Origin of the sequence: Pseudolactococcus piscium, from assembly GCF_002441695.1 — a bacterium.
In the GTDB taxonomy this organism is placed as follows: domain Bacteria; phylum Bacillota; class Bacilli; order Lactobacillales; family Streptococcaceae; genus Pseudolactococcus; species Pseudolactococcus piscium.
Map to the genome: position 1 here is coordinate 1 of NZ_JXJW01000007.1, position 26684 is coordinate 26684.

General features: G+C 39.7%; 23 protein-coding genes. 6 read left to right on the forward strand and 17 right to left on the reverse strand.

Annotated features, from left to right (window positions below; translation table 11 throughout):
* Nucleotides 1-222: 222 nt before the first annotated feature.
* Complete coding sequence (locus tag RU86_RS04375) at nt 223-666, forward strand: DJ-1/PfpI family protein (protein WP_096814237.1); 444 nt, start codon at nt 223-225, stop codon at nt 664-666.
* Nucleotides 647-820, forward strand: coding sequence for a hypothetical protein (locus tag RU86_RS12015; protein ID WP_179296200.1), 174 nt, complete (start codon nt 647-649; stop codon nt 818-820). Before RU86_RS04375 ends, RU86_RS12015 begins: the two co-directional genes overlap by 20 nt.
* A 233-nt stretch (nt 821-1053) precedes the next feature.
* On the opposite strand, the gene purR is transcribed toward RU86_RS12015, so the two are convergent.
* The 4 genes from purR to rpsL all read right to left on the reverse strand — a co-directional run bounded on the left by purR (nt 1054) and on the right by rpsL (nt 5217).
* Nucleotides 1054-1866 carry a pur operon repressor gene (purR, locus tag RU86_RS04380; protein ID WP_096814238.1) on the reverse strand — a complete coding sequence of 271 codons (813 nt, stop codon included), beginning with the start codon at nt 1864-1866 and terminating at the stop codon, nt 1054-1056.
* A 237-nt stretch (nt 1867-2103) separates the two neighbouring features.
* The gene (fusA, locus tag RU86_RS04385; RefSeq protein ID WP_096814239.1) at nt 2104-4179 is read right to left on the reverse strand and encodes an elongation factor G; all 2076 of its coding nucleotides are present in this window, start codon (nt 4177-4179) and stop codon (nt 2104-2106) included.
* A 136-nt stretch (nt 4180-4315) separates the two neighbouring features.
* Nucleotides 4316-4783 carry a 30S ribosomal protein S7 gene (rpsG, locus tag RU86_RS04390; protein WP_003140269.1) on the reverse strand — a complete coding sequence of 156 codons (468 nt, stop codon included), beginning with the start codon at nt 4781-4783 and terminating at the stop codon, nt 4316-4318.
* 20 nt (nt 4784-4803) lie between these two features.
* Complete coding sequence (rpsL, locus tag RU86_RS04395) at nt 4804-5217, reverse strand: 30S ribosomal protein S12 (RefSeq protein WP_047916686.1); 414 nt, start codon at nt 5215-5217, stop codon at nt 4804-4806.
* 321 nt (nt 5218-5538) lie between these two features.
* Between rpsL and pbp3 the strand changes: the two genes are divergently transcribed.
* Nucleotides 5539-6831 (forward strand): D-alanyl-D-alanine carboxypeptidase PBP3, encoded by a 1293-nt coding sequence (gene pbp3 / locus RU86_RS04400; protein ID WP_096814240.1) that lies wholly within the window; start codon nt 5539-5541, stop codon nt 6829-6831.
* A 79-nt stretch (nt 6832-6910) separates the two neighbouring features.
* Here pbp3 and RU86_RS04405 read toward each other — a convergent pair whose 3' ends face one another.
* From RU86_RS04405 to RU86_RS04455, 11 genes are all read right to left on the reverse strand, one after another.
* A complete protein-coding gene (locus RU86_RS04405) occupies nt 6911-7864 on the reverse strand; it encodes an AEC family transporter (RefSeq protein WP_096814241.1) in 954 nt (317 codons plus the stop codon).
* A gap of 70 nt (nt 7865-7934) precedes the next feature.
* Nucleotides 7935-8819 (reverse strand): GRP family sugar transporter, encoded by an 885-nt coding sequence (locus RU86_RS04410; protein WP_096814242.1) that lies wholly within the window; start codon nt 8817-8819, stop codon nt 7935-7937.
* 166 nt (nt 8820-8985) lie between these two features.
* Nucleotides 8986-10428, reverse strand: coding sequence for a 6-phospho-beta-glucosidase (locus tag RU86_RS04415; protein ID WP_096814243.1), 1443 nt, complete (start codon nt 10426-10428; stop codon nt 8986-8988).
* Nucleotides 10429-10447: 19 nt separating this feature from the next.
* Nucleotides 10448-11299 carry a Cof-type HAD-IIB family hydrolase gene (locus tag RU86_RS04420; RefSeq protein WP_096814244.1) on the reverse strand — a complete coding sequence of 284 codons (852 nt, stop codon included), beginning with the start codon at nt 11297-11299 and terminating at the stop codon, nt 10448-10450.
* Entirely contained in the window at nt 11292-12731 is a 1440-nt protein-coding gene (locus tag RU86_RS04425) for a glycoside hydrolase family 1 protein (protein WP_096814245.1), read from the reverse strand. The genes RU86_RS04420 and RU86_RS04425 overlap by 8 nt, the downstream gene beginning before the upstream one ends.
* Nucleotides 12732-12815: 84 nt before the next feature.
* Nucleotides 12816-14741, reverse strand: coding sequence for a beta-glucoside-specific PTS transporter subunit IIABC (locus tag RU86_RS04430; protein WP_096814246.1), 1926 nt, complete (start codon nt 14739-14741; stop codon nt 12816-12818).
* A gap of 132 nt (nt 14742-14873) precedes the next feature.
* Nucleotides 14874-16310: a glycoside hydrolase family 1 protein gene (locus tag RU86_RS04435; protein ID WP_096814247.1), complete on the reverse strand. Its 1437-nt coding sequence runs from the start codon at nt 16308-16310 to the stop codon at nt 14874-14876.
* Nucleotides 16311-16349: 39 nt separating this feature from the next.
* Nucleotides 16350-18260 (reverse strand): beta-glucoside-specific PTS transporter subunit IIABC, encoded by a 1911-nt coding sequence (locus RU86_RS04440; RefSeq protein WP_096814248.1) that lies wholly within the window; start codon nt 18258-18260, stop codon nt 16350-16352.
* Between the two features lie 106 nt (nt 18261-18366).
* Entirely contained in the window at nt 18367-19206 is an 840-nt protein-coding gene (gene licT, locus RU86_RS04445) for a BglG family transcription antiterminator LicT (protein WP_096814249.1), read from the reverse strand.
* Nucleotides 19207-19526: 320 nt separating this feature from the next.
* Nucleotides 19527-21008, reverse strand: a complete 1482-nt coding sequence (gene guaB, locus RU86_RS04450; RefSeq protein ID WP_096814250.1) for an IMP dehydrogenase — start codon at nt 21006-21008, stop codon at nt 19527-19529.
* Between the two features lie 162 nt (nt 21009-21170).
* A complete protein-coding gene (locus RU86_RS04455) occupies nt 21171-22514 on the reverse strand; it encodes an aminotransferase-like domain-containing protein (protein ID WP_096814251.1) in 1344 nt (447 codons plus the stop codon).
* 91 nt (nt 22515-22605) lie between these two features.
* On the opposite strand from RU86_RS04455, the gene RU86_RS04460 reads away from it, so the two are divergent.
* Both RU86_RS04460 and RU86_RS12475 read left to right on the forward strand, forming a co-directional pair.
* Complete coding sequence (locus RU86_RS04460; protein ID WP_096814252.1) at nt 22606-23451, forward strand: NAD-dependent epimerase/dehydratase family protein; 846 nt, start codon at nt 22606-22608, stop codon at nt 23449-23451.
* Between the two features lie 7 nt (nt 23452-23458).
* The gene (locus RU86_RS12475; RefSeq protein ID WP_489752605.1) at nt 23459-23665 is read left to right on the forward strand and encodes a DUF2798 domain-containing protein; all 207 of its coding nucleotides are present in this window, start codon (nt 23459-23461) and stop codon (nt 23663-23665) included.
* Nucleotides 23666-23878: 213 nt separating this feature from the next.
* Here RU86_RS12475 and RU86_RS04470 read toward each other — a convergent pair whose 3' ends face one another.
* Together RU86_RS04470 and rlmH are read right to left on the reverse strand one after the other, a co-directional pair.
* Entirely contained in the window at nt 23879-24556 is a 678-nt protein-coding gene (locus RU86_RS04470; RefSeq protein WP_096814254.1) for a YoaK family protein, read from the reverse strand.
* Between the two features lie 93 nt (nt 24557-24649).
* On the reverse strand, nt 24650-25126 hold the full coding sequence (gene rlmH, locus RU86_RS04475) for a 23S rRNA (pseudouridine(1915)-N(3))-methyltransferase RlmH (RefSeq protein ID WP_047916409.1): 477 nt from the start codon (nt 25124-25126) through the stop codon (nt 24650-24652).
* A gap of 298 nt (nt 25127-25424) precedes the next feature.
* On the opposite strand from rlmH, the gene RU86_RS04480 reads away from it, so the two are divergent.
* A complete protein-coding gene (locus RU86_RS04480; RefSeq protein ID WP_096814255.1) occupies nt 25425-26672 on the forward strand; it encodes a S1C family serine protease in 1248 nt (415 codons plus the stop codon).
* Nucleotides 26673-26684: the final 12 nt, after the last annotated feature.

The window sequence follows — 26684 nt, forward strand, 5'->3', positions numbered from 1 at the left end:
TTTTACATTCTTTTTACTTTTTATTGCTTGCTACTTTATCAAAACTGATATCGAATCATTATTTATTTCCATTACCACTCTCATTATGTTCTAAATTAACATTAAATATCATTTGGTATGTACTGAATCTATTACAATACAAAGGGGATTGATGGATGATTTGGCTTATTGACCTACAAGGAAAACATAACACGAAGAGAATAAAAGAAAGAATGAAAACAAATGAAACAAGTCTATATTTACATAATGGATACGATGGCTGATTGGCAATATGCTTACTTATTACCACTTTTAAACAATGATAGCTTTTATGAAGTAGATCATGATAAAATTGAGTTAAAAATGGTTGGCGCAGATATTAGGCCCATCAAGACGGCAGGCGGACTCAAAATTATCCCCGACTGCTCTGTTGCAGAAATAGACATTTCTGCTGATACTGCATTGCTATTAGCTGGTGCAGATACGTGGCATGATAAAAAACATAAAGCCATACTGTCCATGACGGAAAAAGTATCACTAGAAAACGGGACAGTTGTATCTATATGTGCGTCTGTAGGTGCATTAAATTCTCTAGGTATACTAGCGACACGAAAACATACCAGTAACGCATTAGATTTTTTAAAATTAGTCAGCGATCAGTACGTTAGTGAAGCAAATTACAGCTAGTGCAGCAAGTGCATTACTTGTCGCATACACGTTAGTTGCAAAATTTAATATTATTGATACAGATATTTTAGATGCCTGGTATCATTACTATAAAACGAGTGATTTACAATACTATTATCGACTACAAGCATTATTTATGCAAAAACACCAGTAATACGATCATAATGGTACTAATATAACATTAGAGGAACAAGACGACACACTAAAGTCTTGTTCTTTTTTTGATGAAATTAAAAATAAACTTATCCATTGCCGACTATATTTTTTGATTAGTTGTTATTTGCATTCAGCTAAATTAACTTTATTATCGTAACATATGCTTTCTTAAACAGGTTTAACCTCATAAAAAAAGAATCATAGGCTTATATGATTCCTTAAATTCAGTTTTTATGCGTCATAAATGTTGCCTAACGCAACATCTATTGATCTGTTTTCTATATCGATACTTTTTATTTTTAAAATGGATTTAAAATCCGAAATTAAGCGTTGGCCTTTAAAAGGACCTTCCGCAAAAACGGCAACTCCTGCAAGCAGACAATCAAATTCATGCACAAGTGATTTCATACCGTTCAATGTTCCGCCGCCTTTCATAAAATCATCTACGATAAGGACACGTTGACCTGGTGCAAGCGACCTTTTGGACAAGGTCATGTTTTCAACTTTTGAACTTGACCCAGACATATAATTAACATTTAGCGTGGCCCCTTCAGTTACTTTCGGATCACGTCTGACAATCACAAATGGTACATCCAGAATTGCACTTACTGCCTGTGCAATCGGAATGCCTTTTGTCGCAATTGTCATGACTGCGTCTATCTGCTTTCCCGCATAGGCATGTGCGATAATTTTGCCAATCTTGTCTAGATTTTTCGGGCTACCTAAGATATCAGACAGGTAGATATAGCCACCTGGTAAAATGCGGTTACTTTCGCGCATCAGCGTTGCAATTTCGGATACGATTTTGCGTGAATGTTCATCAGATATTTCAGGTGTAAACACAACCCCTCCAGAAACACCTGCATACGTTTTAATTGTACCAACACCAGTCTCATCAAAAATCCGCTTGATGATCACTAAATCTTCTGATATTGATGACTTTGCAGCACCATACCTGTCACTAAAAAAAGATAGGGTTGTCAATTTTCTAGCGTGGTTTAATAAATAGTTGGTAAAATCTACCAATCGTTCACTTCTTTTCATGGGTCTACCTCTTTTCAGTAACAAACAATCACCACGATATACCAAATCATCCTGAAAATGACTTGATAAGCTTAAACTACTTGTTAAGGTGCAGTGTCAATCTAATCATTTTGATATCTTAAAACAAGTTTCTTTATCATAAAATATTTAGTTTAGTAATGTTTGTTCTTATTCTATTATAGCAAAGAAAAACAAAAAACACGAACAATTAAAATTGTTCGCGCTAATTTATTAGTCTTAACCTTGATTTTTCTTAATGATTGCTTCTTGTACTGATTTAGGAACATCTTCATAGTGGTCAAATACCATCATGAACGTACCACGTCCTTGTGTAGATGAACGAAGTGTTGTTGCATAACCGAACATTTCAGCAAGTGGGACGAACGCATGAACGATTTGGCTGTTACCATGCGCTTCCATACCTTCAACACGACCACGACGAGCAGTCACGTGACCCATGATATCACCTAAGTTTTCTTCAGGAACTGTAACAGTAACCTTCATCATTGGCTCAAGAATAACTGGTTTCGCTTTTGGTGCAGCAGCTTTCAAAGCGTATGATGCAGCAACACGGAAGGCAGTTTCATTTGAATCGACATCATGGTATGACCCATCGTAAAGTTTTGCTTTCACGTCAACAAGTGGGTATCCAGCAAGGACACCATTTTGCATTGCTTCTGCCAAACCTTTTTCAACAGCTGGGATATATTCACGAGGGACAACACCACCAACGATAGCATTCTCAAACTCAAATCCTTTACCTTCTTCATTTGGTGTAAATTCAACCCAAACGTGTCCGTATTGACCTTTACCACCTGATTGACGAACGAATTTACCTTCGGCTTGTGTCACAGGGGCACGGAATGTTTCACGGTATGATACTTGTGGCGCACCAACGTTTGCATCAACGTTGAACTCACGACGCATACGGTCAACAAGGATATCTAAGTGAAGCTCACCCATACCAGCGATAAGTGTTTCACCAGTTTCAACGTTTGTTTCAACGCGGAATGATGGATCTTCTTCAGCAAGTTTTTGAAGGGCAACACCCATTTTATCTTGGTCAGCTTTAGATTTAGGCTCAACCATAACTTGGATAACTGGTTCTGGGAATTCGATAGATTCAAGAATAACTGGATTCTTTTCGTCTGTCAATGAGTCACCAGTTGTTGTATCTTTCAAACCAACAGCTGCAGCGATATCTCCTGAAAAGACATCGTTAATTTCATTACGTGTGTTTGCGTGCATTTGGAGGATACGACCGATACGTTCGCGTTTACCTTTTGATGCATTCAAAACGTATGAACCTGATGACAAGACACCAGAATAAACACGGAAGAACGTCAAACGACCTACGAATGGGTCAGTCATAACTTTAAAGGCAAGCGCTGAAAATGGTTCAGAATCGTCAGCATGACGTTCAGTTTCTTCGCCGTCAGGTGTAACACCTTTAATAGCAGGAACGTCAGTTGGTGCTGGCAAGTAGTCAACTACTGCATCAAGCATCATTTGAACACCTTTGTTCTTGAAGGCAGAACCTGCAAGCATTGGGTAGAATTCAACGTTGATTGTTGCTTTACGGATAGCCGCTTTAAGCTCAGCTTCAGTGATTTCTTCACCTTCCAGATATTTCATCATGATGTCTTCATCAGTATCTGCAACAGCTTCGATTAATTTAGCGCGCCATTCTTCAGCTTGAGCAAGGTATTCTTCTGGAATCTCTTCATCAAGAATATCAGTACCTAGGTCATTTGTATAGACTTCGGCACGCATTCTTACTAGGTCGATAATCCCTTCGAAATCTTCTTCAGCACCGATTGGAATTTGGATTGGATGCGCATTGGCATTCAAACGATCATGAAGTGTATTTAATGAATAGAAGAAATCAGCTCCGATTTTATCCATTTTGTTAGCAAATACGATACGTGGCACACCATAATCTGTTGCTTGACGCCAAACAGTTTCTGTTTGAGGCTCAACACCAGATTGTGCATCAAGAACTGTAACAGCACCATCTAGTACACGAAGTGAACGTTGCACTTCGATTGTGAAGTCCACGTGACCTGGTGTGTCGATGATGTTGATACGTGTATCATGCCATGCAGCAGTTGTTGCCGCTGAAGTGATGGTGATACCACGTTCTTGTTCTTGGGCCATCCAGTCCATTTGTGAAGCACCTTCATGTGTTTCACCAATTTTATGGATTTTACCAGTATAGTAAAGTACACGCTCAGTCGTCGTTGTTTTACCAGCGTCGACGTGGGCCATGATACCGATGTTACGAGTGTTTTCTAAAGAAAATTCGCGTGCCATGAATAGGTCTCCTAATATGTCTATTTGAGTAAAAAAACTAGGAAGGCAGGTCGCCCACCTAGTATTTTCTTAAGTTACTTATGTTAAAATTTTTCTTAGCTGTGATCAGAAAACGAGCACTCGCTCAGAAAAAATCCTACCAACGGAAGTGAGCGAACGCACGGTTAGCTTCTGCCATTTTGTGAGTATCTTCACGTTTTTTAACTGCAGCCCCAGTATTGTTAGCTGCATCCATGATTTCTTTAGCCAAACGATCTTGCATTGTATGTTCACCACGTTTACGAGCGATTGTTACCAACCAACGCAAACCAAGTGTTACACGGCGTTCTGGACGTACTTCAACTGGTACTTGGTAGTTTGAACCACCAACACGGCGAGCACGAACTTCCAAAACTGGCATGATGTTTTCCATCGCTTGTTCAAATACTTCAATAGCTTCTGTTCCTGTCGCTTCTTTGATTTGCTCAAAGGCGCCATAGACGATGCTAGCTGAAGTACCACGTTTACCATCAAGCATAACGCGGTTGATAAGGCGAGTGACTACGACTGAGTTGTATAATGGATCTGCCAAAACTTCACGTTTTGGTGCACGATTTTTACGCATTTATCTTATCTCCTTTCAGATTATGCTTTAGGTTTTTTAGTACCGTATTTAGAACGGCCTTGTTTACGATCTGTTACGCCAGCAGTATCAAGTGCACCACGGACGATATGGTAACGTACCCCTGGAAGGTCTTTTACACGACCACCACGAAGTAAAACAACGCTATGTTCTTGTAAGTTGTGACCGATACCTGGGATATAAGCTGTTACCTCGATCAAGTTTGACAAACGCACACGTGCGAATTTACGCAAAGCTGAGTTAGGTTTTTTAGGTGTCATTGTACCAACACGAGTTGCAACCCCACGTTTTTGTGGTGAGTTTGTTTTCGTTTGAACTTTTTTACGGCTGTTAAAGCCAATGTTCAATGCTGGTGCTGTTGATTTAACAATTTTTGATTTACGCGGTTTGCGAACCAATTGGTTAATAGTAGGCATTTCTTGCTTGCTGTCAGTCGTTATTTTGACGAAGTCAATAAGCGATAATAAGACCGATAGCATTCCTTTCGTTTTTTCGTTTAGTTGCGTTGGTATATGGTCGCTTAAGCCCAAGTTCCAACAAGAATTTGGATACTACCTAAGTTAAATAACTTAGGCTTCTTTTGTGTTACCAAATGAAAAAGTACCGTTTATCAGTTTATCATACTTACCATATTGTGTCAATAGCAATTACTTAATGCAACAACATATTAATTTTAGTAGATGTATTAATCAAGGTACACTAGCTAAAATAAACTAAATTCTGTTATAATTTAAACTATGAAGAAAAAGATATTTTTACTAGTAACACTTTGCTTTACCCTTATCACGGCGCCTTTTGCTTCCGTAGTTAGTGCCGATGAACCATTTGACGTCTCTGCTAAAGCAGCACTTGCAATAGATGCGAGTAGCGGTAAGGTTTTATATGCAAAGAACACAACCTCTCCTATGGGTGTTGCCTCTATTACTAAAATCATCACAATTTATATGACACTTGATGCCATTAAAAAAGGCAAACTAAATTGGGATGATAAAATTAAAATGAGTGATTACGCTTATAACTTGACCCAAAATCCAGAAGCGTCTAACATTGCTGTCATGGATAAAGACGAAGCATTCACAGTTCGTGATTTGTTCAACGCTGCTATGATCCAATCAGCCAATTCAGCTGCGATCACACTAGCTGAAAAAATTGGTGGAACAGAACCCAAATTCGTCGATTTAATGAAAACCCAATTAGCCTACTGGGGGATTACAGATGCCAAACTAGTCAATGCATCTGGCCTAAACAATAGTGTACTTGGTGAAAATATTTACCCTGGTTCATCATCAACAGATGAAAATGAATTGTCTGCACAAGATGTTGCCATCGTTGCCCAACATTTAATTGCTGATTTTCCAGATGTTTTAGAAACCAGCCAAAAAGCAACTGAACCCTTTGACGCTAATGGTCCTTCTAAACAAACACTAGCCACTTATAACTATATGTTACCTGGACTCCCAGCAGCCAGACCAGGAGTTGATGGCTTAAAAACAGGGACAACTGCTTTAGCAGGCGCCTGTTTTGTCGCAACAACGGTTCAAAACGGCTTCCGTATTATCACGGTTGTCTTAAATGCTGACAATGCTGATGCTGACCAATTAGCACGTTTTACAGCAACTGGTGCACTCATGAACTATGTCTATGGTACTTGGCAAACCCATACATTTGCAGCCAAAGGGATTAAAATGGACAGTCCTGATGCACCGACCCAATTGACGGTTGTCGATGGACAACGTAATCAAGTTAATGTTGTGCCAGAAAAAGACTTCTCCGCTGTGGTCCCAATGGCTGGTACAGGTACAACGACTGCAATCACATTCAATAAAAAACAAAACGACAAAGTAACTGCTGCAATTGCCAAAAATCAAAAGCTTGTCAAGGTAACTTTTCATATTAAAGACAAGCTAGGCTACCTACCAGGATTTGATGGAGAAGACCTACATTTGACAGCAACAAGTGCTGTTGCGAGAAGTAATTCCGTTAAGATTATGTGGAATCACTTTGTGAAATTTGTAAATGACAAATTATAAACAAAATCCGCTTGGCAGCAATTAACATGCCAAGCGGATTTTTTTAACGCATTTTCATGTTACTCGCTATCATGATTGCTTATATTAGCTGCATGATAGCGAGTAACATCGGAACAACTGCTAAATAAGATAAGACTGTATAGCCTAGCGTTGACGTTGCAAATGCCACATCTGCATGATAGAGTCTAGCCAAAATAGGAACTGAATTCTGAATAGGCATAGCAGATTGTATGAAGAAGACTTTAACCATCATATCTGGCAACTGTATCACGCGAGTGATTAAGATAATGAGCAAAGGAGAAATAATAAATCTCCCTAGTAATACACCAACGATTGCCTTATTCAATTTTAGTGTTCTAATTCCTAAAAAATAGACCGTAATCCCTATAATAAACATTGACAACGGGGTCGTTAGATTGCCGATATAGGTCGAAAAATTTGCCAAAGCAAGTGGTACTTTGACACCCGTCAACAACCAGGCAATACCGACTAAAAAGCCAAGCATGGCAGGATTCAATAGCTTTTTCAGGCCGTCAATAAGGCTAAATGATTGGGCTACTGCTACATGAGCAAAAGTTTGAGAATCCTGGGAAATCTTGTATATGCCCCAAGTCCAAAAAAATGTGGTATTTGCGATATAGTAAATCAAGACATAGGGCACAGCTTGACTACCAAAGATCGCCATGTTAATCGGCAACCCTATGAAAATCGTATTACTACATGTAAACATCGTGCTAAATGTTCCTAGAAGATGTTTGTCAACACTTAGTAAGGTAGCCATACCTTTTGAAACCCAGTAGCTTAAAACCATGGATAAAACAGGCACAACGATACTAGCAAATAGGTTTAGAAATTCTCCTCTAGAGAATTTCTGTGTGAGTGTGATAAACATTTCAAAAGGTAAGGCTAGACCTAATACCATTTTTGAAAAGACATCTGCCGTATGACGATCAAACCATTTCTTATAGGATAAGAAATAGCCAACAAACATCATGGCAAAAATAGCGAAAATATTAAAATAGGCTTGTATCATATCTATATTGTAGCATATCGTTAATAAGACAAAGCATGAGGTCCGACTAGTCAGATCTCATGCTTTAAGGTTATTGTATTTTAACAATCGCTAATAGTATCGCACCAATAATGAATAATGCAGTCCCAATCACAACATAGCGTAATTCCAATTTTGTCTTTTTCTCCCCGAGAAATAGAATGCCACCAATTGTCGAGATGATAATGCCAAGTTGTGAAAACGAGAAAGCAATAGCAAGCCCTGCCTTTGCCGCAGCCAGCAACATAAAGACATTACCTAGACCCCACATCAACCCAACTGGAATATTTTTGAAAACAACCGGTTCAAGTTTAATTTTACCACCTGCAATTATCCAGGCACCAATCATCATACCAACTGACATAGGCAGAATAACTGTCAATGTATCTATTTTGACATGAAAAATAAGGTCGGATAAGTTATTAAATAGCGTCGCATACAAGACATAACCAAAGGTTGAATAGGCGATGGAGCGTAGCCCTTTTCCTAGATGCTGTTGACCAGATACGCTTTCAGTATTGGGGTCCTTACGAGACGAAAAATAAAACCCAATCACAAGCACAATAATCGCGATGCTACCCAGTAGATATTGAACCGGCTTTGACCATTCCCCGAAAGCGAGAACACCGATTAGTGAGCCAATCACGAGTTGCGCCCCACTTGACAACGGTCCTGCAACAGAAACGCCCATAAATTTAGCAGCCTTAAACTGTTCATTTTGACCAATTGACCATAGGCCACCACCGACTAGACCGATCAGAATCGTTGTTAAATCTAGCTTTGGTTGCCTAACAGCAAAGACAACAAGTGCAAAAACAAAGGCACCTAATGTCATACCAAACGTCTGCTGATTTGCATTGCCGCCAATTTTACTTGAAACAAAAATAATTGATCCCCATGACACCATAGGAATTAGTGCTAGCAAAATGCCTTCCATATATCGATTTCCTTTTTATTTAATAAGTTACTACTAATTAACACATGATTAACATTAGGCTTAAAAAACCCAACGTTTATAAGTGTAACTGTTTTGACTATAAAAAGCAACTAGGCAAGCACAAGTTCAAAAAAAAGCTGTCCTAAGACAACTTTTTCATATGAGACTAGTCCTTTTTCCAAGATGTATCTTCACCATTACTTGCGATGACTTGCTTGTACCAGTTAAATGATTTTTTAGGCGTACGTTTCAAGGTACCATTCCCCTCATTATCACGATCCACATAGATAAAGCCATACCGTTTTTTCATTTCGCCAGTACCCGCAGAAACAAGGTCAATACAGCCCCATGAGGTATAACCGAGCACTTCGACACCGTCGATATCGATCGCATCACGCATGGCATCAACATGTTTTGCCATATAATCAATACGATAATCATCTGCTACATAACTATTTTCATCAGGTGTATCAACTGCGCCTAGACCATTTTCTACGACAAATAGTGGTTTTTGATAACGGTCATAAAGACTGTTCAAGGTCGTACGGAAACCGAGTGGGTCAATTTGCCAGCCCCATTCACTTGATTCAAGATATGGATTTTTAACTGAGTCAAAGATATTTGAAGCTGTAAATTCTACTTCATCATTATCATCACCAACAGAGACACGCGTTGCATAGTAGCTAAAGGATACAAAGTCGACTGTGTTTGCTTTCAAGAAAGCCAAATCTCCGTCTTCAATAGGCAGCACAATCCCCTTACGTTCCAACCGTTTGAGGAAATATCTTGGATATTCACCACGCGCTTGTACATCGATCAGATAGTATTCGTCACGCGCATCTTCATAAGCTGCCCAAACATCCCCAGGACGACATGAATATGGGTAATAAACTGCACCCGCCATCATACACCCAACTTGGTTTTCAGGGTCAATCTCATGAGCAATTTTTGTCGCACGTGCACTTGCCAACAACTCATGGTGAGCTGCTGTATATTTTGCAAGTTCTTGGTCTTCCCCATCTTCAAATGTTAAGCCAGCACCCATGAAAGGGGCATGAAGAATCATATTAATTTCGTTGAATGTCAACCAGTATTTGACCAATCCTTTATAACGCGTAAACAAGACACGCACTAAGTTTTCATAGAAATCAACGAGCTTTCTATTTTTCCAACCACCGTATTCTTTAATTAAATGAATTGGGCAGTCAAAATGTGTAATCGTCACTAAAGGTTCAATGCCATATTTATGACATTCATTAAATAGATCTTCATAGAATTTCAAGCCAGCTTCATTTGGTTCTGCCTCATCACCTTTGGGGAAGATACGAGACCAGGCAATAGATAGCCGATAGGTTTTAAATCCCATCTCACCAAACAACTTGATATCTTCTTTAAAATGATGATACATATCAATCGCTTCTTTAGCCGGATAAAAGTGGTCCTCATCAAAAGCTAGGTGATTCATTTTACCCGTGATGATTGGAAAACGATCTTCTCCTAATGGTACGACATCAACATTAGCAAGACCACGTCCGCCTTCGTTATAGCCGCCTTCACACTGATTGGCTGCTGTAGCCCCTCCCCATAAAAATCCTTTTGGAAATCCCATTTGTTAATTCTCCTTTTCTTTACATTTTAAAATACTGATTGGCTTCTAAACTTACGGCAATTCCGTCGTGGTCGACATCACTCGTCACCTCGTCAGCTGCCGCCTTAAGTTCTTCTGTCCCATTTCCCATGGCAATATTATAGCCACATGCACGAAACATTGCTAGATCATTATTCGCATCACCAAAAGAAATTGCATCCGCTTTAGTCAGCCCCAATTTATCCAATACAATCGTTATCGCAGTCTCTTTATCATTACCTTTAACCGCAATTTCACCACTTTCTTTACCAAAAAACGGGACTGTCATATTAAACATTTCAAATTGATGACCAAATTTATCTGCAATTGATTGGTATGCAAAGCGATTATTAATAAATGAAATCTTATTAACGTCTGCATAATCAATCGGCTGATTTGCAAATGATGCAATCAACTGATCAAACCATGAAAATTTTTCACGTAAACTTATCGTTTCTGCTAGGTTACGATTGGTATATTCAGCAATCGTTTCCGTAATTTTCTCAGAATAGTTGTCACTACCAAACAAGCCAGAATTTGACTCTAGATAATACTCAATCTCATTTGCTTTAAAAAATTGGATAATTTCTCGAACATCAGCTTCAGGCATGGTGTGATGATGAATAATATCCTCACCAATAGAGATGAAGCCACCACCAGCACCGATAATCCCATCAAATCCTATCGCCATTATTTCTGGTAGAATTTCTGGTTTTGATCGACCTGTGCAAACCATGGCCAGATGTCCCTGCGCTTGAAATTGACGGATGGCATCTATTGTTGTTTGTGTTGGTATCCCAGCATCCCCAACTAGTGTGCCATCTACATCGAAAAATGCAATTTTTTTAGTCATTTGTTAAGTCTTCTCCTTTAGTTGCAATCACTTTTTTATACCACTCAAATGATTTTTTCTTGCTTCTATTTCCTGTCCCTTCGATATTGTCATCAAGATCAACATAAATAAAGCCATAACGTTTGCTCATCTCACCTGTTGATGCACTCACTAGGTCAATACAGCCCCATGGTGTATAACCCATGAGCTCAACACCGTCTTCGACAGCATCTGACATCGCTTGGATATGCTTAGCCAGATAATCAATCCGGTAATCATCATTGATCGTGCCATCAGCTTCCACTTTATCATATGCACCTAAGCCATTTTCTACGATGAAAAGTGGCACTTGGTAACGACCATGTAAGTCATTCAGGGCGATTCTCAAGCCAGTTGGATCAATCTGCCAACCCCAATCACTCGCTTCAAGGAAAGGATTTTTAACACCGCCAAGAATGTTACCATCGACTGTATCCGCATCTTTGTCAGTTACATTTTGAACGGCAGACATATAATAGCTAAAGCCAACATAGTCAACTGTATATGCTTTTAGCAAGGCTAAATCGCCATCTTCGATAGCTAGTTGGCTCACACCTTTTTCTTTAAATAGTTTTTGTGTATAGGCAGGATATTCTCCTCGAACTTGTACGTCAGCACAGAAATAATTAAAGGCTTGGTTTTGCAACATCGTTGCAACTTGATTGACTGGATTTGAATCATAACTATACGTTGTTGCGTAAATAATCATACACCCAATTTGTAGGTCAGGATTTAACTCGTGACCTATTTTAACTGCGAGTGAACTCGCAACGAATTGATGGTGCCATGCTTGGAAAATGTTTTGTTGTTGATCACCACCGGTCGTCGCAACCATACCTTGAGACAATGCTGGCAAGGCAATCGCACTGTTGATTTCATTGAAAGTCATCCAATACTTAACTTTTGTGTGGAAGCGTGTTAAAACGGCTTTTGCAAAATTTTCATAAAAGCCAACAATTTCTCTGTTTTTCCAACCGCCATAAGCCTTAGCTAAATTCAGGGGCATTTCATAGTGAGAAATCGTGATAACAGGCTCAATATCATATTTGAGACATTCGTCGATAACTTGCTCATAAAAAGCAAGGCCTGCTTCATTGGCTTTTGTTTCATCACCCATTGGGAAAATACGTGACCAGGCGATAGAGAAACGATAACATTTAAATCCCATCTCAGCAAAAAGCGCGATGTCCTCTTTAAATCGATGATAATGATCAATTCCTTTATGGTTTGGATACATATATTTATCAGCGTCGATTGACCAATCAAAGGTATCTGATCCTAGTATTTGCATCCGACTTTTACCACCAGGCATGGCATCAGCAACTGATAAGCCTTTACCTGCTACATCGAAAGCACCTTCTAGTTGATTAGCAGCTGTTGCACCACCCCATAAAAAATCTTGTTTAAATGTCATTTTATCTCCTCTTTTTGATCGTCATCCTGAACTAGATGAGTTGATTACTAGCCAATTACGTCTATGATGTCTTAGCCTAGCATTTTAAGCCACAGCTATAAACTGTGTCCCTGGCGTGATGTGTTTAGCTGCTTTTACATCAACTTTACTGTAATCCTGTGTATTTGTTACAATAATTGGAATTTGTGTATTAAAGCCCGCAGCTTCAATAGCTTTGATATCAAAAGCAACTAATTTTTGACCTTTTTTAACAACATCACCTTGTTTGACAAACGCTTCAAAATATTTACCATCAAGTTGAACTGTATCAATGCCAACGTGTATGAGCAGCTCCGTTCCTTTATCTGAAATCAAGCCTATCGCATGCTTGGTTGGGAAGAGTGTCATCACAATCCCATCAAAGGGTGCAACAACTTCTCCTACAGTCGGTATAATCACCGCACCTTGGCCAAGGAGACCTTCTGAGAACGCTGCATCTCCAGCTTCACGAAGTGGTAAAAGGTCACCAGTGGCAGGCGAGCTAATACTTTCAGGGGCAATCCCCTTAGTTTTAGTAGCTGGGTCGATCGTTGGTGCAACTTCCATAATTTCTTCATCATATTCTTTTTCACAAAAAATCATCGTCAGTACAAAGGCAACAACCATGCCGATAAGCGCTGAAAGTACTGCATGAATGACAGAGCCAATCGCACCATTTGCAGTGCCATCTCTGCCATTTGAAATCATAGTTGGTAGTGCAAAAATCCCAAGACCACCCATCATATAGGTCGTGACATTCATCATGCCCGCATAAGCACCAGCAGTCGCTGCTGCAATACATGAGATGACAAAAGGTTTAACACGTGGTAAGGTAATCCCGTAAATTGCAGGCTCTGTAACACCAGCAATACCTGAGATAATAGACGGAACAATCAATTGACGATCTTTCTTCTTGTAAATTTTAAACATTAGCGCCATGAGTACAGCAATTTGTGCGAAACTTGCTGCAAATTGACCACCTAGGATATTTGACCAGCCTTGTTCACCAAGTTGTGCCATAAGCATTGGGATAAGTGCCCAGTGTAAGCCAAAGATAACCAGGATTTGCCATAGACCACCTACAAGGAGACCGAATAAAATAGGTGAGAAACCATATACTGAGTTAAAGCCTGAATTCAATAATTCTGTTAAGAGACTGATAATCGGTCCTACAACAAGGAAACCAATTGGCATCGTAACCAATAAGACAACCATCGGTACAAAGAAAGTCGCAACTAACTCAGGGATTACTTTTTTCGCCCATTTTTGAATTTTCGATGCCAACCAAATGATAAAGATAATTGGAATAACTGATGACGTGTAGTTATTTGCAATTAATGGAATACCTGCAAAAGTTGTGTAATAGTCAATACCAAAAATTGCACCAAGTGGTTTAGCACCTTTGACAACGATAGCAGACTGTTGGATAGCTGGATAAACTAAGGCTGCCCCGAGAGCTAGACCTGTGTATTCTGATAATTTGAATTTGCGTGATGCTGTTAATGCTACAAACAAAGGTAGGAAGTAGAAAACAGCATCCCCGATTGCATTTAGCGTGATATACGTTCCTGATGTATTTTCATATAGTTTGAAAAAAATCAACAGGGCGTTAATCCCCTTAATCATACCTGCAGCACAAAGTGCACCTAGGAATGGTTGGAAACAGCTAGAAATAACATCGATAATCGCATCAAATGGCTTTTGCTTTTCAGCTGGGCCGTCATCTTCTGAACCAGATCCTGAGATACCCGCTACAGCAAGTACATCATCATAGACAGCTGGAACATGGTTACCGATAACAACTTGATATTGACCTCCAGCTTTCATAACAGTAACAACACCGTCCATGTTTTTCAGCACATCATCATGCGCCTTTGACTCATCTTTGAGTTTAAAACGTAACCGTGTAATGCAATGTGTCAGACTGTTAATATTGTCTTTACCACCAACTTCGTCGACGATTTTTTTCGCCAATGCTTCATATTTTCCCATAGTAGGGACCTCCTAAAATTTTGTGTGGGCAATTGCCCGATATATTTTAGGTTTGGCCAACTTAATGTAACCATCCGGGGTGAACTTAATCAAGTATTACTTAAAACAGGACGCAAATTTAATGATAATCAGTTACAAATCGCGTCCATTACTCGTGATGACCTGCTTGTACCAGTCAAATGATTTTTTCTTGTAGCGCTTCAAGCTACCAGTGCCATCATTATTCATATCGACATAAATGAAGCCATATCGTTTTTTCATTTCTCCAGTACCTGCGGAAATAAGATCAATCGGGCCCCACATCGTGTAGCCCAACAAGTCAACACCTTTTTCAACAGCCGCATCCATTGCGACAATGTGCTGTCTCATATAGTCGATCCGATAATCATCTACGATCGTACCATCTGGCCGCAACTCATCAGCAAATCCCAAGCCATTTTCAACAACCATCATCGGCAAGCCGTAACGATCTTGCAGATCCAATAGCGTATAGGTTAACCCAGTGGGATCAATCTGCCAGCCCCATTCACTGGATTCAAGGTAAGGATTGGCCTTTCCTCCCATCAGATTGCCATTTGTTTCAGCCGCAGTCTCGTCTAGCGTAATACATACACTCATGTAATAGGAGAAGGTATACATATCGACGGTACCCGCCTTAAGAATAGCTGCATCTTCTGCCTCAAAAACTGGAAAGCTATCTTTTTTCTTGAGGTGAGCGGTCATATAACTTGGGTATTCCCCTCTGACTTGAACATCTCCCACGAATTTTGTAAAACGTAAATCAAATTCTTTTTGCTCTAAAATATCTACCGGATTAGGTGTCAAGGGATAACTGGTAATATGACAAATCATGCAGCCAATCTTGAAATCTGGATTGATGTCATGGCCTAGTTTCACGACTTTAGCACTTGCCACAAGCGCATGATGTAGCGCTTGGAAGCGTACTTTTTCATTTTCAGTCTGACCATTTGGATAGATTGCCTCATCTTTAGGATTCATACCTAGAGTGGTTAGCTCGCCACGGCCCATCGTCCCAAAGTTCATCTCATTAAAGGTCAACCAGTAGGTCACTTTGTCTTTGTAACGTGTCATCACAGTTTGTGCATAGCGCACATACATGTCAATCACGCGTCTATCCGAAAAACCACTATATTTTTCGACAAGCCCCATCGGTATTTCAAAATGAGATAGGGTGATCAAAGGTGTCATCCCATTCTCTATTAACTCGTCGATGATCGTATCATAGAACTGCAAACCCGCTTCATTTGGGACTAACTCATCTCCTTGTGGGAAGATTCTAGACCATGAAATACTCATTCTAAAGACATTAAAATTCATCTGACCGAATAATGCAATATCAGCCTTGTGGTGATGATAAAAGTCAATCGCTTGGTGACTTGGATAGTAGGTCTCTTTTTCTATAGTTGAGGTAAAGCGCCTCGGCGTATTGACGTCGCCTCCTGTTTTTAAATCCGCAACTGACAGACCACGTCCGCCTTCATTGTAACCGCCTTCAAATTGATTGGCAGCGGTTGCGCCACCCCATAAGAATCCTGTTTTAAATGCCATTATTTTTTCCTCTCTAGTAAGTTAAACACACTACTTGTCTCAGCTGTTTGCTAAGCCTATCTTAAACAATCGATCAGCCGGTGATACCTTGAGCTGATCAGTCATCTCGATTTTAGATAGTGTTTGACTATTTGTCACGATCACCGGCGTTTGTGTATTAAAACCTGCTGCCTCTATAGCAGCAATGTCAAATGTGATCAACTTATCACCACGATTGACTGCTTGACCTTGTGTCACAAACGCGTCATAGTATTGACCCTCTAGCTCAACCGTATCAATACCGATATGAATCAGCAATTCCGTTCCCTTGTCTGAAATCAAACCAATCGCATGTTTTGTAGGAAACAGTGTCATCACAACACCATCAAATGGTGCCTTAATCTCACCGATTGTTGGCCGTATCACAAGACCTTGACCTAATAATCCTTCCGAGAATGCTGCATCTTCTGCCTCACTCAAAGGTAAGACATCACCTGCCAGTGGAGAAAAGATGTCATATTCAACTAGTTCGCTAACTTGACTTTTTTTACCAGTCGCAGCTAGTTTCGCTGCTTCTTTTGATAACTTAGTCGTTGGTGCATCATCTTCAAACCCTATCATATAAGTTAAAGCAAATGCCGCTATCACTGCAATGATATCCAAGACAACTGCATATACGACATTTTTCATACTACCGTCTTTAGGGATAAGCGAGGTGTACTTGAAAATGCCAAGACCACCCATTTGTTGTGTTTTAATCCCTAATCCCATAGCAAAGGCACCTGTCACGCCACCAACGGCACAAGAGACCCAGAAAGGTTTCTTTTTCGGTAAGGTAATCCCATAAATCGCCGGCTCTGTAATGCCAAAGATACCTGAAATAAAGGCTGGGATAGCGAGTTCTTTTAACTTGTCATTTTTGGTTTTGACTAGTACTGCAAGAACAGCGCCAGTTTGTGCCATGGCGACACTAGTAGCACCTGTTATCAGTGACGTCGGAATGCCTTGAGATAAGGACATAATCACAAAAGGAATCAGAGCCCAATGTAGGCCAAACATCACCAGAACCTGCCACCCAAATCCGATAATCACACCAAATATAATGGGATTAAAATCCAATATGGCGAGTAAACCATTACCTAGTCCATCCGCAGCAAAATTCATCACTGGACCGATGATTAAGAAGGTCAAAGGAATAACGATGAGAGCAGTTAAGAAAGGGACTAAGAATAGTTTAACAACATCCGGTATCACTTTCTTAAACTGTTTTTCCAAAACAGCTGCCAATGCGGCTGCCGCAATCATCGGCATGACTGTGGAGCCATATCCCGCAGCTGGAATAGAAAACGGAATACCAAAGAAATCCATGCCACCGGCTGCTTCAAACACTTTCGTAGCAGATCCGTCAATAAAGCCTTTGTAGACCATACTGGAAGCAATCATCATGCCCAGAAACGGAGAGCCACCGAATTTTTTCATAGCCGTGTAGCCGATGAAGATAGGTAAAAACAAGAACAAGCCATCACCCATGGCATTAAAGACAGCATAGGTTGAAGTACCCGAGAAACTAGCACCAAGTGCAAATGACAAAATGGCATTTAAGCCTTTTAACATACCTGCAGCAGATAAGGGAGCAAGGATCGGCTGGAAGATACTGGAAATAATATCCACAAAACCATCGAACAGATTGACCTTAGTGCCACCAGTTGTCTCGGGCTCCAAAACGCCAAGCACAGTGTCGACATCTTGCCGAACATCTGGGACATGATTGCCGATAACCACCTGATACTGCCCACCTGCCTGCATGACTGTTACGATACCATCTGTGTTTTTGAGTGCATCCGTATTCGCCTTACTCTCGTCCTTAAGTTTAAACCTGAGACGTGTAATGCAATTTGTTAAGGAATTAACATTTTCCTTACCACCGACTTGTTTGACGATTATCTTCGCCAACGCTTCATATTTTCCCATCGTGGGGACCTCCTAAAGAATGATCGAGCGATTACTCGACATATAATTTAGATGAGGCCATCTGATTGTAACCCTCCGGGATGAACTGTGTTAAGTGTAAAATGGACTATTCTTTTTCAATAATCCGTGCTAGATGAATCGTTAGATACATCTGTTCATCATGTGATGCATGATAATCAAGTGTTTGAAGTAGAAAACCTGAAATCTTCTGAGTTGTACGATAAGCTTGAGGATATTTAAAGGCAATCATCTCAAACAAGGCATCATCCATTTCATCAGGCTTGGTACTAACCTTTTTAGATAGGACACGCTCAGCAAAGAATCTAAGATGTGTCATGAAACGCTGGTAATAAATATCTTCTTCGTTCAGAGACACCTGCAGACTATACTTAACAATCGTGACAATCTCTTCAATCAACTTTGTCAACTGACTTGCTGCTGACGAATTCCGACTCCCAAGCTCACTATTGACGATATGCATGGCGATAAAACCCGCTTCATCTTCATCCAGCTTGATGCCATATTTGAGTGAAATTTGTTCAATTGCCTTTTTACCAATGGCATACTCCTCAGGAAAAAATCGTTTGATATCCCAAAGCAGAAAATTTTTAACGACGATGTCGTCCTGCAGACGAATCACAACCCCATTAATATGGTCAGCTAATGTTAGAAATAGCGAGTCATTAATTTTACCAGCTATCGTCTCTTTGGCAAATGTTGTAATAGCATCTGCAATTTCGAGTACTTCATCTGGAATGCCCGACAATAAATCTGTCACACGACTTTGGCCATCACCAGATAATTCATAGACTTTCTCGATATTTTCGGCTAATAATAGATCACCTATTTTTTTACCATACGCAAGACCACGTCCCATGACGACGACCTCAGAATTCCCTTTTAAAGAGATGACAACATTATTGTTGAGGATTTTTTTAATCTCCATCAGTCCTATACCCAATCCAACAAAAAATAGACCAAAAAAGTGACAGTATACCCATCAATTTTCGGTCTAGCTTAACTTAATAATAACTATCCTTATTCCTATATCCATACTATCACTAATTGTAAGCGTTGTCAAACGCTTTTTCATATTTTTTACTTAGGACAGTAGATAAACCAAAAATAGGTAAAAATGACCTTACCACTACAGTATGATGCAAATTTTAGTTTAACTTATCAATATATAGCATCACAACTTTTTGATAATAAAAAACTAGCGAATCATCTCGCTAGTTCTTCTTATTTTTTAGCTATAACTATTGCTTAATGAACGGAATAGTTAGGTGCTTCTTTTGTAATTTGAACATCATGTGGATGACTTTCTTTCAAGCCGGCACCTGACATCTCGATAAATTGTGCATGGTCATGCAAGGCTTGGATATCAGCTGCTCCCGTATAGCCCATACCTGCTTTGAGGCCGCCGAGCATTTGGAAAACGATATCTGTTGCAGAGCCTTTGTAAGCCACGCGTCCTTCGATACCTTCTGGTACTAATTTGTTTGCTTCGTTAACGCCACCTTGGAAGTAGCGATCTGATGAGCCTTTTTTCATAGCTGATAGACTACCCATACCACGGTACGTTTTATATTTACGCCCTTGGTAGATTTCAAATTCGCCTGGTGATTCATCCGTTCCAGCTAACATAGACCCTAGCATAACAGCATCTCCACCTGCTGCTAATGCTTTCACGATATCACCTGAATACTTGATACCACCATCGGCGATGATTGTCTTACCATACTCACGCGCCACAGCTGCCGCATCATAGATGGCTGTGATTTGAGGGACACCAACACCTGCAACAACACGTGTCGTACAGATAGAACCAGGACCAATTCCGACTTTAACCACATCCACACCAGCATCGTATAAAGCACGTGCACCTTCACCTGTTGCGATATTTCCTGCGATTAATGTCCGATCTGGAAAATGTGCACGAATCTCTGAAATTTTGCGTAGGACACCTGCTGAATGACCATGTGCAGTATCGATTACGATCGCATCCGCACCAGCTGCAAATAAAGCTTCTGCACGTTCAAATGTATCAGATGACACCCCTACAGCACCCGCAACCAACAAACGGCCTTTGGCATCTTTTGCAGCATTTGGAAACTCAATCACACGCTCGATATCTTTGATAGTAATCAACCCAGACAAACGGCCTTCACCATCAACCAATGGTAATTTTTCAATCTTGTGTTTTTGAAGCAATGACTCTGCTTCTTTCAAGGTCGTGCCAACTTGTGCAGTGACTAAGGCATCAGATGTCATCACGTTTTTAATTTCTTGTGTATAGTCCTCAACAAAACGCAAGTCACGGTTGGTCAAGATACCCACAAGTTTGCGATTGGCAAGCGTTTCAACAATCGGCACACCTGAAATACGGTACATCGACATCAAGTCTTCTGCTGCTTGAATGGTGTCTGTCGGTGTTAAGAAGAAAGGATCCGTAATCACACCAGACTCTGAGCGTTTCACTTTACGCACTTCATCAGCCTGCTCGGTAATCGTCATGTTCTTATGCACGACACCCATACCACCCTGGCGCGCCATAGAGATTGCCATAGCACTATCAGTAACAGTGTCCATCGCCGCCGAAATAATCGGAACATTTAAAAGCAAGTTGGGTGCAAGCTGAACTTTCATGTCTACCTCGTTTGGTAGCACATGACTCTCAGCAGGAATAAGCAGTACATCATCAAAAGTATAGCCTTTTTTCAAAAATTTAGTATCCCAATTTGACATCGAAATGGTTCCTTCTTTCCTATATTATAATAAGCAATTTCTTGCTTGACAATTTGATATTGTTACTATTCTATCATGCTATCTAGCTTTGTCAATACATTTGGTTCAACTATTATCACTGGTTTAGCCCTTATTAGTCGTACACAACTAAAATCGTAAAGTTTAACCATCTATTCTGACTGATTCATGTATAATTGCAACTAATTTTTTGACATTTTCTGCTATCTTTTTTTGTGCCATGTTACGAACATCTATCTTGATATAGTGCTTTTGAGGTAGCTGTATAAAATTTCTAATAATAAAATCGACGCTAATGTTTTCCTGTATTAGCTGTCTTTCTATCTCATGAATTGCTACATCATCTTTGAGTTGAAAGACGAACTTCGTATCTAAAGTCTTATCAAAATGATTTGGCGCATAGCCAAGATCCCGTAAAGTTTGGTGTAAAGCGCGTGCTTTCTTTCGATATATTTTAGCCAACTCTTTTCTATGTTTATCAAACATGCCACTATCTAAATAGAGCGCTAGAGCCATCTGGGTAATCAAGTTTGTATCATAATCAATTAATACTTTTTTTGCTAGAAATGTCTCTATTATTGCTTCTGGTAAAACACAGCATCCTATCCTTAGGGCTGGAAAAATAATTTTTGAAAAAGATTTTAAGTAAATGACACGTTGATTAACATCATAATAATGCAATGGCAAATTATTGTGATTCACCTCAAAATCTGATAAATAGTCATCTTCTACTATATAAACATCATACTGTTCTGCTAAGGAGATGATTTTCTGCTTTTGTTTTGCCGTGTAAAAAGTACCTAGAGGATTTGAAAACCGCGGAATCGTATAAAAAAATTTGATCGACTTTGTCTTAAATAGCTGCTCTAGCTCATGAAGATCGACGCCATTATGATCACGATATATGGTTTCAAACTCTATTTTTTCCGCCACAAGTAACTGGTTCATCATATGATAGGTTGGTTGCTCAATAAGGATGACCGATTTATCATTTGGAAAAGGGATTTGGCTTAAGATGTAGAGTGCCTGCTGGATACCAGTCGTTATAAGTATCCTCTCTTTTTGTGTATAGACTTGCTCTTGTTTAAGATAAAGATAGAGTGCGTCTACTAAGTCATCAAGTCCTTTATGATTTAGATGGTAAGTAAATAATTTTGCCTGTTTTGTTTGGATGGCTTGATCAAGGCACTGTCTAAAATCAGCATAAGGAAATAAGCGCGCATCGGGCATGGCATTCCCGAAATCTATCACGTCTGATAACTCACTATCCGACGTGATATTCCCCTGCAACACATAAGTACCACTTTTTTCTTTTGAGTAGATGATATTTTCATACTTCAATGCTAATAAGGCTTTACTTACAGTATCCTTATTACACCCATATGCCTCACTTAAGGTACGTATTGCTGGCAGCCTGTCTCCCTGAACCAGATCACCGGCTTGTATCATCGCTTTTATATCATCAATAATTTGCTCATATTTAGTCATGACACGTCCTTTTTGTCCCCATACAGATTCATTTATATATGATTGTATCAAAGTTTACAGCATGTTACAATCAAACTGAACAGGAGGATATATGAAAATATTAATTACAGGTGCCACCGGTGTTTTAGGCAAGCGTATCATAAAACATTTAGCAAAAATTCACGACGTGGCTGGATTAACAAGAACAAAATCAGGTGCAGATATGCTGCATACACTTAATGCACGCGCATATATCGGGGATATTCGTGATAAAGCCTTTGTCTTTGACATGGTTAAAACATTTCAACCGACTATCATTATCCATCAAGTAACTGATTTAAAGCACCTAAGTAGTCAAGACAATGCAACGATCCGGAAGATTGGCACACAACACATCGTAGCAGCTTCACTTGCTTATCATGTTGAGAAACTCATCTCACAAAGTATTTCCTGGGCATATAAAGCCGGAAAAGAAACGACAACAGAAGACACGCCCTTAGATTTAGCAGCAGACTTTCCTAGGAAAACAACAATCGATGGCATACTAGCCTTAGAAAAGGCGACACAACAACTAGCGCAACATGTTATTTTAAGATATGGTACCTTATATGGTGAGGACACTTGGTACGCAAAAAATGGGGATATCCATCAGCAATTTTTAGATGGCACTGCTAAAGTAAGTCATGGCATCACAAATTTCATTCATATCCAGGATGCTGTAACAGCCGCTATACTGGCAATATCCTTACCTACTGGTATTTATAATATTGTAGATGATGAACCTGCTTACGGCCCTATTTGGGCTCCCTATTACGCCCAACACATAACTGGAGACAGCAATACTATCTCATATCTTAGCAAAAATCCGTGGGAGCGAGCGGTGTCAAATGCAGCCTATAAAAAAAACGGTGGCAAACTGGCCTTTAACTCTTGGCGAGAGGGGATGAAAGATCTTTAGAAGACTAATAGAAAAATTAAGTATCAGTTTGATTAATACGTGCGTTCTGTCTTTTATGATGACGATCATTTCGCAAGGTATACATCCGTTTTCTATACAAGGTTGGCTGACGTCCTGGCTATTTGCCTACTTAATCATCATCCCCCTCAGTCTTATCACGCCTTACTTAGTAAAGTTATGTTTTACGCGCTATGATACAAAAAAACGACTCTAGTTAGCTTAACATAACCCACCTTAACATGCACCAATTACGTCAATTATAGCGTCTTAGCCTAGAGCGCTATATTTTTTTGACTCCTGCTCTATTGCTGTTATCTCTAAAAAGTATAAAAAAACAGATAATTCAAGTATTGCACTTTCGCAACCCTGAATGATCTGAAATAGATAATGGTTTAGTCAATAGACTAAGCTAGCATTCCTGAAATACTTACTTAATAACGTCCTTTTTTTCCTTATAAAGCACGATGTTAACCCCCAAGACAACAGGTAAGATCGCATACAGCGCATGTTGAGAAAATTGGATAGACAACACGGTGGATAGGAAGACACCTAAACAAAATCCTGAAATGACCAGAAATATATAGCCACCTCGTTTTAAGACATCCTCATTCTTTTCAACCAAACCTTGTGTGATAAAGACGGTCATATTTTTAAGGTTACCGGTCATCATTGTATTGGTGTATGGTGCACCACGCATTTTCCTAAAGGATTCTAATTGGACTGCTGCAATAAAAGATAAGGACAGGACAGTCCACTGTGACGAGACATATTGTGATATCACGGCTGTGTATAAAATACCCACAAAAATAATGACACCTGCAAGTGAATGCCAACGTAGCTGTTTATGAGCTACAGCAAATCTTCTCGCAAAATAGGTAAACAGACTGCCTAACATAAAGGCCACGATTGGCAACAAATAACTTGCTGCCTTAAGGATATGTCCCTCTGCCAAATGTTTCATCAGATAAATCATATTACCTGTCTGCATGCCGGCGAACCGTTGACCTTGCGTCATAAATGTATAAGCATCTACAAAACCACTGATAAAGGCTAATAAGATCGCCACGCGCACACGCTCAAAAATGCGATACTGTTTACTATTCACTACTCGTCTCCCCATTCTTAATTACTAGTCACTAAGGCGACGCTCACTAGTGGCGATAACACCTTAATAGTCATGCTGTCGGATTCAGTCTTATCATTTATGATAAGGACTTCCCTCTCTAATCATGAACCCTCTATAGATTTGTTCTGTCAAAACCAAGCGCATCAGCTGGTGGGGCAGGGTAATCCTACCAAAACTAATCAGTGCATTCGCTCTTTTTTTAACCTCTGGTGCTAATCCTAGACTACCACCAATAATAAAAACAAGCGTGGAAGATTGCTGCATCGCCTGATCAAAGGTTGTGGATAAGTCTTCTGACGAGATTAACTTGCCTTCTATAGCCATGGCCATAACAAAATCACGGTCTGATATTTTTGCTAAAATCCGCTGACCTTCTTTAAAAAGAATTTGCTCATTCTCTTTATCTGACGCATTATCTGGCGTTTTTTCATCTGCTAATTCTAGCAGTTCCACCTGTGCAAAACGTGATAACCGTTTGACATATTCTGCAATACCATCTTTCAAGTATTTTTCCTTTAACTTACCAACACTGATTATTTTAACTCTCATAACTTTATTATAGCAAAAATCAGGTTGTTTTTATCCACAACATCATTGAAATGTAAACAGATGAAAACGTATTTTATCCACATTTTCATTATTTTTTCCACAATTTTGTGGAAAACTCTCTGTTTTTTTCACAGTTGTTCACAAAATACATACTTTTCCACAAAAGTGTGAGTAACTTTTAGCGCTTAATCTGGTCAACTCATGACTAAATAATTAACAAACTGACTTTTTTAAGGTATGATTAAGTGGTATAGCGTAAACTTAGCTTATTATAAATGATGGATAAAGGATTAGAAATATGAAAACAAATAAAAAAACAGCTGCAAAATTAATCACTGCTGGTATCATAGGTGGTGCTGTCGCTCTAGGTGGTAACGTCGTTTATGACCACTTTAACACGACTAGTACATCCCTAAATACTAGCAGTACTGCCACTAAGGTTGATAATACAGCCTACAAAGTCACAAGTGACACAACCAAGGCAATCAGTAAAGTATCTGATGCTGTCGTCTCTGTTATCAACTACCAAAAAGCACCGGAAAGCGGGTCTTCCATTGATGATCTCTTTGGCGACCGTGATAATACGACAAAGAAAGATGACGCAAAAGAACAACCTGCAGCAGAAGGATCTGGGGTCATCTATAAAAAAGATGGCGATACTGCCTATGTTGTCACTAATAACCATGTTGTAGACGGTGCTAGCTCGCTAGAAATCCTGCTTTCTAACGGCAATAAAGTGAAAGGTACATTGGTTGGTAAAGATGCCTATAGTGATTTAGCTGTCATCAAGATGGATGCAAAAGATGTCTCTAAAGTGGCAACTTTTGGTGACTCAACAAAACTAACTGTGGGTGAACCTGCTATCGCGATTGGCTCTCCTCTCGGCAGCCAATACGCCAACTCAGCAACTGAAGGGATTATCTCTAGTCTCTCAAGACAAGTCATCATGAAAAACGAAAGTAATGAGACAATTAATATTAATGCCCTACAGACAGACGCTGCGATTAATCCTGGTAACTCTGGTGGTGCGCTCATTAATGTCGAGGGCCAAGTCATCGGCATTAACTCAAGTAAAATTTCGGCAACAGGTGCCTCTTCAAGTGATGTTTCTGTTGAAGGAATGGGATTTGCTATTCCCTCAAATGATGTAGTAAGCATCATCAGTAAACTTGAAAAAGATGGTGAGATCAAACGTCCAGCACTAGGTGTCCAAATGCTTGATCTTGCAAGCATCAGCTCGCAAAATCAATCCCAACTCAAACTTCCTAGCTCAGTCACTGCTGGTGTTGTAATCGCTAAAGTCCAAGATGGTCTACCTGCTGCTACTGCTGGTCTTAAAAAATATGATGTCATCACAAAAATTGGGGACACCAAAGTAACGAGTGGTACTGAACTCCAGACAGCACTTTACAAATATAATATTGGGGATAGCATGAAAATCACCTATTACCGTGATGGTAAAGAGAACACTGCTACCATTAAACTAGATAATACGTCAGATAAGTTGAAATTTGATGATGCTGAGAAGAAAAATACTGATAAATAAAGACATCCTTAC